Annotated in this window: 6 protein-coding genes; 1 reads left to right on the top strand and 5 read right to left on the bottom strand. The window is 50.8% G+C overall.

Going from position 1 to position 9492, the window contains the following annotated elements; genetic code table 11:
- Positions 1 to 219: 219 nt before the first annotated feature.
- The 5 genes from BM123_RS08595 to BM123_RS08615 form a co-directional block, all read right to left on the bottom strand.
- The gene (locus tag BM123_RS08595; protein WP_090167311.1) at positions 220 to 1539 is read right to left on the bottom strand and encodes an MFS transporter; all 1320 of its coding nucleotides are present in this window, start codon (positions 1537 to 1539) and stop codon (positions 220 to 222) included.
- Positions 1536 to 1889: a cupin domain-containing protein gene (locus tag BM123_RS08600; RefSeq protein WP_090167313.1), complete on the bottom strand. Its 354-nt coding sequence runs from the start codon at positions 1887 to 1889 to the stop codon at positions 1536 to 1538. Before BM123_RS08600 ends, BM123_RS08595 begins: the two co-directional genes overlap by 4 nt.
- On the bottom strand, positions 1889 to 4084 hold the full coding sequence (locus BM123_RS08605) for a heparinase II/III domain-containing protein (protein ID WP_090167315.1): 2196 nt from the start codon (positions 4082 to 4084) through the stop codon (positions 1889 to 1891). The genes BM123_RS08600 and BM123_RS08605 overlap by 1 nt, the downstream gene beginning before the upstream one ends.
- Positions 4085 to 4087: 3 nt before the next feature.
- Positions 4088 to 6394, bottom strand: coding sequence for a chondroitinase-B domain-containing protein (locus BM123_RS08610; protein WP_090167317.1), 2307 nt, complete (start codon positions 6392 to 6394; stop codon positions 4088 to 4090).
- 529 nt (positions 6395 to 6923) lie between these two features.
- On the bottom strand, positions 6924 to 7634 hold the full coding sequence (locus BM123_RS08615; protein WP_090167319.1) for a FadR/GntR family transcriptional regulator: 711 nt from the start codon (positions 7632 to 7634) through the stop codon (positions 6924 to 6926).
- 421 nt (positions 7635 to 8055) lie between these two features.
- Between BM123_RS08615 and BM123_RS08620 the strand changes: the two genes are divergently transcribed.
- Positions 8056 to 9312, top strand: a complete 1257-nt coding sequence (locus BM123_RS08620; RefSeq protein ID WP_090167321.1) for a cytochrome-c peroxidase — start codon at positions 8056 to 8058, stop codon at positions 9310 to 9312.
- The last annotated feature ends 180 nt before the right edge of the window (positions 9313 to 9492 follow it).

The raw sequence follows: 9492 nt of genomic DNA on the forward strand, positions 1-9492 counted from the left end.
TGAGTATAACGTTTCGAAAACATCGATACCCCGCCGCGAAGGTCGGGATATTGTTTTTCCAATTTGTTCTAAAACATAGCAACATTGGTTTGTTACACAGCAATAGATGGTTAAACATCCCCGATACTGTGTCAAACCTACACTCTACGTTTTGATCAAAAGAAAATCCCGAAGAAAAAGCTCACTTTTTCTTCAGGATTTTACTATTGCTGAGTCGATCTAGTCAAGTCCGTAGTCTTGACTTTTCGGCTTCAAAGGTTCTATTGTAGGGCATAGAATCCAGACACTTGCGATGGCAATAGCGGCCAGCGCCGCACCAATGACAAAAGCAGGTGTGTAGTTTCCTCCGGAAGTCAACCAGGGGACCAACGAAGTCAGGCCGGCGACCGCTAATTTCGCCGCCATTCCTGCCAGGCCGGAGAGCGTACCTACCGTTTTACCACCGAAAAGGTCACTGGGCAGGGTCTGTACGTTTCCGATGGCCGTTTGGAAGCCGAAGAGAATGGTAGCCATCAATAAGACAGCGGTAACCGGAGCACCGGGATTAGCCATGGCCAATAAAGCAGGCAGCATGATTACACAGCCCAGGGTGATGACCAGTTTTCGGGTCCGGTCTACGTTCCAGCCAGCCTTGATGCGGTTCTGAGCCAAAAGCCCACCGAACCATGCTCCTAGCATGGCGCCTACGTAGGGAACCCATCCGTAGATACCGATGGTCTTAACGTCCATACCGTATACTTCTGAGAGATAGATGGGAATCCAGAAGACAAACAACCACCAGATGGGATCAATCACCGCCGAGGCGATAATGACGCCCCAGCTTTCTTTGTGGGAGAGCATCGTCATAGTATCAGGGTTATAGCCTTCATCGAAGCTACCGTCCTCATCGAGGTCCTGATTCCGCTGTCCCGTCAGAATGTATTCCTTTTCCTCTTCTGTAATCCAGGGGTGAGACCTGGGCGGTGCTTTCACCAGTACCAACCAGGGAATTAACCACACAAGCCCCGAAAGGCCCACAAGTACAAAAATTGTCTTCCAACCGAAATGGACAGAGAGGTAAGCAATGAGCGGTATTGAAATAATACCACCGATCGCTGCGCCGGAATTAAAAATCCCCTGAGCCAGTGCACGCTCTTTTGTCGGAAACCACTCTGCGTTACCCTTCGTTGCACCCGGCCAGTTTCCTGCTTCGGCAACTCCAAGGATGGACCTGAAAACAGAAAAGCTCAATACGCTACCCGCCACAGCATGTAAAGCTGTAGCAATGGACCAGACACCGATGGAAAGCACAAAACCCAGGCGGGTTCCGATCCAATCAAAGATCTTTCCGAAGATAGCCTGCCCGAAGGCGTAGGAAAAGACAAACACTACGGAAATAAGGGCGTAAATTTCCTTCCGCTGATCCTCTGTCTTATCGGGAAAGAGGTCTACGGAAATTTCCGGCCAAAGTACGTTAAGTGATTGTCGGTCAATGTAATTAATGACGGTCGCCAGAGCAATCAGCCCTACAACCCACCATCTTAGTCCGCTTAATTTCATGAGTTGGGGATTGAGTCCATGAAGTCCTCACGGTGTGGGCTAAAGACATCGATCAGTACACCTGCTTCAATACACACACAACCATGCATTACGTGAGGAGGAATGTAGTAAGAATCTCCGCCCCGGATGACTTTCACTTCATCCCCGATCGTCATTTCAAATGCGCCGCTTTCGACGTAAGTGACCTGGCTGTGGTAATGCTCGTGTAGTTGCCCGACGGCGCCTACCTGAAAGTCTACTTTCACAAGCATGATTTTATCATCATAGCCCATGATCTGGCGTTTCAGGCCGGGGCCTACTTCTTCCCAGGGAATTTCGTTGCCAAAAATAAATTCTTTACTTGCTTTCATCATTCGTTTTTTATCAGATGATGGACACCACTCCATTCATGGGTGGTTCCGTTGATTACTAAATTGTGTTGGCCATCGGGGGAAGCATCCTGATTAGATAGCAGGAGCATCCAGCTTTGACCATTTTTGTGTCGAAAAGAGATAGCGGTATAGGGGTCAGTATCCACCAACAGCTTAAGATCCGTAATGTGACCGAAGGGCTCGCGAGCCACCTCGTCCAGCGTTGAATAGCTGCCGTGAGTTTCAAGTAAGCTAACGAAGGTGCTACTCCCCGCTGCCTTCCGTCGATGGACGACGGCCTGGTCCCTCCGGAGGTTAAACTCCGGGTCATTAGCTCCTAAGCGAACGAAGAGAAATTCATCTCCCGCCTGCCCGACGGAGGTTTGTGTATAGAAAACGTTCCTGTTGAAGAAATTGAAGCTCAGCAGGTTGGTATCCGGCTTAGCAGCGGCCTCCAGCCAAATGTGCTGATAGCCCTGACCATCACCAAGCGGAGCCAGTTCATTGTTCGTTTGGTAAGCAAAGTTCGTCTGCAGCAACTGCCCGTGGTACCAGGTAGGTAAATCCAGGGTAGCCGCTCCACCACCCTTTACCCGGAAGATGTCAATCATGAGCGGATGGGAGAATGCATCATCCGTCAGCAGCCATTGGCTGCGGTGCAGCTCCCGACCGGGGTAAACGTTCTGTGCTTTGGCACTCATGAGCTGCAGGCCAGCGTCACTCGCTTCAAAAGCGTAGAGATCCGGGTGGTACTTTTCCCCGATGCGAATGTCTCCCTCGTAGTGAGAAGTTTGCCCGATCACCAGGGTATTATGGGCGATCGTCTGCTTGGCGAAGGTATTATTCTCCCGCAGGTAACGGCCTCCGCCTTTCTGATCAATGTTCACCCAGCGGGCGGCGCCGTAATCCTGAATGACTTCACCGGTATGGTTGTAAAGGGAGTAGGCCAGTTTGTCGAAGTGCCCGTGCCCCATTCCCTGAGCGGAGTATTTCATCACCAGGGCCGTCGTTTGGTCGGCGGAGCCGGTTGCCCGCAGGACGCCAACGCCACCTTCATCCCCCTCCGGCCCGTCTGTGTAAGCAAGGGAAGCGGGTTTAAAGGGTTTCGCCTTTCCGGCCGCAATGGCCGTAGCCACCGCCAGCCCCGCGTCATCAAGGGTGACACTCCCCTGCTTTTCGGCGATGGAGAGTAATTCATCACTTTTGCCGTAATAGAAGTAGCCATAATCCACTGCCTTGACCACCTCAGGGGCGTAGACAGACATTCCTTTCTGGGAATCATTCAGCGGAAAAAAGTCTCCCTTCGGGTCTGCCTGAGAGAGCATTCCAAAGATTGCTTTGCCCAGAATTCCATCCCGGTATTCCAGTACGCCCAGGTCGGGGCGTTTGTCTCCCAGCATCCGCCCGAAAAGTAAAAACGGAGAAAGGGCGTAGCGGAGGTAGTACGGTCCTTCCGTGAAGTAACCATCGGGGGAGAAAGAAAGGTCCAGCTGGGCAAGAAAGCCCGCGCGACCGGTTTTAGATTTTATGCGTCCGGAATCATCGTCCCGGAGGTCATCCGGTAGTTCATCAGCGGGAATGCCATAGAGCGCCCGTTGCACCAGTTCCTCGTCCTCCATTACCAGACCGATCATGCCAACGGCAGCGTTTGCCCAGGTGCTGTGGTTGTGAATACGGTTGAAGAACTGCGGGTTTTCAACGGACAGAAAATCTGCCATGGGGCGGAAAAGTTCCGTGTTGAGTTTTGACTGGGTTTCTGCATCGAGCCAATCGTAGATGTCAGCATAAGCCTCACTAACGTAGACGAGCCAGTTGGCATCATTGAGGCATTGCCAGAAAATCTTGCCCGTAGCGTAGGAACGGTTAGTTGGATGAATAGGCCAGTCCTGGTAGACCGCAGCATAGGCCAGCAGGGCATCGCGTACGAAGACCGCATACCGCTCTTCGCCCGTATGACGGTAAAGAGCACCAGCCGCCCTCAGCGTTTTCCAGTTTTGCTTATGGACCTCGTGGGTATAGCCACCAGCCATATCCTTCGGAGTCGGGACTTCCACCCCTTGCTCCATGAAGCCTTCCACTTGCACCTGCGTCCGCGCCAGCTGTTCTGCAAACATTGGCGGATAATCCGAAGTTCCCGTTTTTTCATTACAGGAAAGCAGGACCGCGAATAACAGACTTATTAGTAGTAATCTCATTTCTTATTCGCTAAGTGTAGTGCCAATCTTCAGGCCACCATCCAGTTCATAAAGTGGTTCCGTCAGGCCTCGTTTCAGGTTATTCACCTGATACGGCTCTCCGTTATCTTCCAGCGTGGTACCGCCCGAGAGCACCGAATTCCGCAGTTCTACTACCGGCTCCCCTACAACCAGGTGAAGTTTCAGTGGTGCAGAATCATCGAATACGCACTTGTCAATATCGACATACTGTGTTCCCCACAGCAGGATCGAGGTACCCGTTTTATTTCGCTTGTCTCCACCTATTTCATCGAAAGTACTATTGTGGATAGTAACCCTGGGCCCAAGCGTACTTTCGTCCCGGCCGCCCCGGTGTACATGAATGGCCGTGTGGCCGATTTCGTCAAAGAGGCAGTTTTCTATGACCACGTTTTCTGCATTATAGATGCCGATATCGTCCGTTTCCCGATCCAGGGCCAATACACTGCCGGAGATGTTTTCGAACCGGCAATTGCGCAGCAAGATGGAGTCCGCCATCGTATTCTTGGCAACCCTGAGTACGTTAAAGCTGTGGTTGACGTCAAGGTCTACAAAATCACAATCTTCCACGAGCAGCTTGTAATTATTGATCATGGAATATCGGCTCGTCCGAATCACCGCATTGAGCGGCTTGTCTTCGCCTTCTTTCCCATCAATTTTCAGCCCGCGCAAGCTCAGTCCTCCACCATTTTCAATATTAAAGAGGCTGGAGCGGCGGAAAGTCACTACCGGTTTTTCGGACAAGCCGTCAGCAGCCACAACCGATACGGGATGCGTCAGATCAATACTCTTTGTTTGCTGGTATTCACCGCTTTCACTCAGGCGAATAATATCCCCTGGCTCAGAATCCCGAACGGCATCCCACAGGGTGTTTTGGCCGGGCTTTACGTCGATGGTTTTTCCGGTATTAAAAAACATCTCGTCCTCCTGCCGGGGGTACCAGGTCAATCCGGTATTTTCGGGAGTTGCCATCAGGTCCAGCCCCGCCCGAATGCTATCGCCAGCGGCCGTTTTTTCGGGAATCATGATACCGTTCTCCAGCGTTTCAAAGGTCAGTTCTTTATTCTGAAAACCCGTTGGCTGTAGCGGGACGATGTTCGGAGAGATCAGGTTGTTGCTGAACGTAATTCCACTGATATCGTCAAAAGCTGAGAAGATTTTATCCCGTGTTTTGTTACTGAAAACATTGTTAGCCATAACTACATTTTCCGGGGTTGCTGACCGTTCTTCGTCACTGCCCACACAAAACTGCACATTATCACAATCGATAAAAACGTTGTTACTGGCTTCAGAATCCGTTACCTGTACGTAGCGGTTTAAGGGTGAGTTAGGCACCCCGTTCATAATCGTTAGTGCACTGCGGAAGCGGTAGCCGGTAAGGCCGGAGGCGTAGTTATTGACAACTTTTTGCTTGGCGTTAATGATTCGCATTCCACCGGTATTTGCGACCCCGTTGCCGAAGAAAAAGTTGTTAGAGATCGTCACTTCGTCTCCGTGGCGGATCGTTAGCGTTCCTTTGGATTCAAAGAAAGTATTACCGCGGAAGACATTCTGACCGGACTTATTGGAAATGATCTCCACTTCTCCGTCGCAGCGATAAAAGTAATTGGACTCCACCAGCGTATTGGAGTTGAACATACAGTAGTGGCTCGTGCCAATGCGCAGCGTCTCCCCTCCGTTAGACCCCAACACTGCCCGGTGCCCGAAGTAGTTATGATCAATGCGGTGGAAATTCTCCCGGCTGGCTTCAGTATCCATCCGAACGGCAACCGTCACCCCCTGATTTCTTTTACCCGTAAGGTAGTTATGATCAAGCCGGTTATGCTTACCGTATAAGGCGATCCAGATATCTGAATCGAATCTTTCTGCAGGGTTGTAATTGTCGATCACACATTCCGTAACGCGGCAGTTGTTACATACTTCTACCTTACTTGTCCGAAAGGAAATCACCTCACTGGTCGGAGAATGGCCGTTACGAAAAATGAGGCCCTCCACGTGCAGGAATTGGCCCGAAAGTTCCAGATTAGACTGGCCCTCAAAAAAGACCTTCCCTTTCTCTTCCACCGTAAGGGTAATGGGAGCATCTTCCGTCCCCTGCCCCACAAAGCGCATCTCCATATCAGTGTATGTACCATTGGCAATGGTAATTACATCTCCGGGAGAGGCAGCGGCTATCGCGGCGTTCAATTCTTCACTGCTCTTCACCACGCCCGGAGCGTCCCCTTCACAGGAAGTAAAGAGAAATAAAGAAGCCAGGAAGAGTAATCCTGATAGATAGTATGGACGAGTCATAAAGGGTAAAAAAGTGGAAGGAGGCGGTAAACCAAGCAGTACGGTCCTCGCCCACTCCCCGTATGAATAGTAGTATGAAACAGTTGTAATCCTTGTGTTCTGTAGTAGTTTGAACCTCTTTTGGCGCAATCGCAGGTGATGTGCCAGGTTTATAAAAGCAGGGTTTAAGGGCTCACTTGCAATGAATCGTATTCACTTTAGCGAAAGCTTCCTCTCCCCGGGTTTTCAGGTAGTTGTCAATCATGAAACAGTTTTCGAATACGGCCCGCTTTTCCTTTTGGAGGTTTTCGCAGGCGTTTGTATTCCCCAGCCACTCAGGGCATACATCATTTTACCATCAGATGCTTGTACATTTAAAGTCCATCTTCCGGAGCGACTTCTTATTCCGTTTGGTAAAGGGAGAAACAAGCGTCTTCCCTGCTACAAATTGAATAATTAAAGTTGTTTTCCAGAATTCGCGGAAAGGACATTAGCGGTGGTTACCCGAAGGTTCTTTAATAGATTTGTAGTTATTTACATGATCAGAAATTCAGTTGTTCCGCCGAAGGGATTCACTGAAATCGGTAACGTCTTTTAAGTGCCCTAGCATTGCTTCTTCGGCTCCAGCAACATTTTGCTCACGGATCTGCCGCAAAATTTCCTGGTGCTCGAATAATGCCTTCAGCTCTGTTTTTTCATCACAGACCTTATACCGCGTATGGCTAGCGATAATGTCAGGAGCGATGACCATCATCAGTGACTTTAAAACACCGTTCTTGCTGGCATCAGCAAGGCTGAGGTGAAACATAAGGTCTTCCTCAACGGCGACTTCTCCGCCCTTAATTTTATCCTCATAGGCAGCTAGTGCTTTTTCGATTTCCATCAAATCTTCAGCCGTTCGCCGCTCGGCGGCCAGCTTAACGCACTCCACCTCAAGCATTGCCCGTGTCTCCACAAGAGAGCTGAAGTCGCTTTCTTCCAATTGCAACACATCGGTTATCAGCCCTTCCAGAGCGGTAATGCCCAGGCCCGCAACTACAGTACCGCTTTGGGGCAGAGTCCGTAAGATGCCATAAAATTCGAGCTTCTGTAGTGCCGCCCGTACGTTGCCTCGGCTAACGCCGAGCTTTTCAGCCATTTTACGTTCAGCAGGTAACCTGTCTCCAGGCTCAAGCTGACCTGATGTAATCAATGCACGAACTTGTCCAATGATCATGTCTACTGGACTCTCTACTTTAATTTCACTAAAATTTTCTAACATGATCCTTTAAATGAGTATATCTGATGGTCGTCCAAAGTTAGAAAAGAAAAATTGCCAGACCAAATTATTGGTCAACCAATTTTTTTCATCCTTCAATATTGCCCGGTTAGCGAAGACTACTATTCAGGGTAGTTGTGCCCGAATGGCGTCGCGGCTACTGAGGCTTCGATAGCTGAATCAGGTTAAACAATCCGTTGTTCGGAAGTAGCGATCTTTTGCGTTGCACATGCCCCCCGCAGGCCATCAATTGGTGCTAACACATCGGCGGGCTGCAGGGCAGCAGCGGAAGTGAATGGACTGAGCAGCCGTGTTCTCAGCCCTGCTCATTAATCCCCCGGCTTGCACCTGCGGCCGCGCCCAGTGCTTGTTTGTCAGCCAGTTAGACTTTATATTTACACTACACTGACAAAACACCCTACGAATGCGTTTCCGGAAACTACTGCCCCTGCTTCTCCCCTTCCTGCTTTTTACCGCCTGTAAACAGGACTACAGCATCCTTCAGGATTCTGTCCCCGATCCGCTGGAAAACATCAATTCTCCACTTCGCTTTTCCGACGCAGACTACGAGGAGCTCCGCCAGGAACTCGATATCGAGCAGGACATCAACTTCCCGCTGGCAGAAATTCCCAGTCACCTTGCCAGCCGTAGCCGGACGACCGAGCTCACCGCCACCCAGCAACGCCGGGCCATGCTCGGCCGGGTACTTTTCTACGACCGGCGTGTTTCTGTTACCGGCGAAACCAGCTGTGCGACCTGCCACGCTCAGGAATTTGCCTTTAGTGATAACAAGGCCTTCAGCGACGGTATCCGGGGGGCGCATACAGCCCGAAACTCCTTCCCGCTCGGTTCGGTTCCTTCTTTTCTTACCGCTCCGACCAACTCTTCTCTGCCGGCCGTTGGCTACTACTCTCCACCGCCACCAGACGTGCCGGAACCAAAATTCGGTCGCTTTTTCTGGGACGGGCGTGCGAAAGACATCGTTGAGCAGTCTCGGGAAACAATGTCTAACCCCATCGAAATGGGTAGTAACCTCGAAGAGCTGGCCGACAAACTCAACCAAGAGCGCATCTATCAAATCCTCGGCCGTAAAGCTTTCCGGGACGAAGAGCTCAGCCCCGGGGACATCATCCTCGCTATCGGCGACTTCATGACCACTATGAGCTCCACCGATACCCGCTATGATGACCTTCAGGACCTGAAAACCAACCGCGTGCCGATGTCACGCATTCTGGAAGATTTCACGCTCTCCGAAGTTCGCGGAGGCGAAATCTATCGCACCAGCTGTGCCAGCTGCCACCATTCCTCCATGGCAGAACCCACGGTTAAAATGGCCAACAACGGCCTTGATCGGGTTTATACGGACAAAGGTAGTGGCGCCGTTACCGGTGACGTACTCCGCAACGGCTTTTTCAAAACGCCCTTCCTGAGAAACCTCCCGCTTACCGCTCCTTACATGCACGATGGTCGCTTTGCCACGCTTCGCGAAGTGGTCGACCACTACAGCGAAGGCATTCAGGACCACCCCAACCTGAGTCCCATCCTGCGCAACGACGACGGTTCCGTCCGGAATCTACACCTCTCCGAATACGACAAGCAGGCCCTCGTGGATTTCCTCGAGCTTACGAAGGACCGGACAATTCAGACGGCGGAGCATTTGAGTGATCCGTTTATAAGGTAAGTTGCAGGTTGCGGGTTGCAAGTTGCGGGTTGCGGGTTGCAAGTTGCAGGTTGCGGGTTGCGGGTTAGTTATTAAAGATTACCACTGGAGCTCCTCACGAAAGTAGACAGTGACTTCTGATTGAATAGGTTGCTACCTTTAAACTACTCAACTCGATCCAATGTCGAAAATCAGGAAGAA

Origin of the sequence: Neolewinella agarilytica (assembly GCF_900110645.1) — a bacterium.
In the GTDB taxonomy this organism is placed as follows: domain Bacteria; phylum Bacteroidota; class Bacteroidia; order Chitinophagales; family Saprospiraceae; genus Neolewinella; species Neolewinella agarilytica.